This window comes from Streptomyces katrae (assembly GCF_000717655.1).
GTDB lineage: Bacteria > Actinomycetota > Actinomycetes > Streptomycetales > Streptomycetaceae > Streptomyces > Streptomyces katrae_B.
Window position 1 is genome coordinate 1 of record NZ_JNZY01000126.1, and the last position, 275, is coordinate 275.

Annotated in this window: 1 protein-coding gene; it reads left to right on the forward strand. The window is 74.5% G+C overall.

Going from position 1 to position 275, the window contains the following annotated elements; all coding sequences use genetic code 11:
* Window positions 1–275 (forward strand): hypothetical protein (locus tag IF09_RS41480; protein ID WP_037637277.1); only part of this gene is annotated, 275 nt, incomplete at both ends.

Sequence of the window (275 nt, forward strand, 5' to 3'; positions counted from 1 at the left end):
GACCCTGGACTCGCTGGTGTCCCGGGCGGTGTCCGCCGAGCAGTTGGAGAGTGCGGCGGGCACGGCGGTTGCCGACTCGCTGTTCCAGGTGGAGTGGACGGAGCTGTCCCGGGCACAGGGTGGCGGGGTCGCTCCTTCGTGGGTGCCGGTGGCCACCGCTGACGAGGTGGCGGCCCTGGCCGGCGGCGCAGGAGCTCCGGCCGTGGCCGTCCTGGAAGCCGTCGGGGGCGCCGGCGAGGACGCGGTCCTTGCTCTGACCTCCCGGGTGCTGGAAG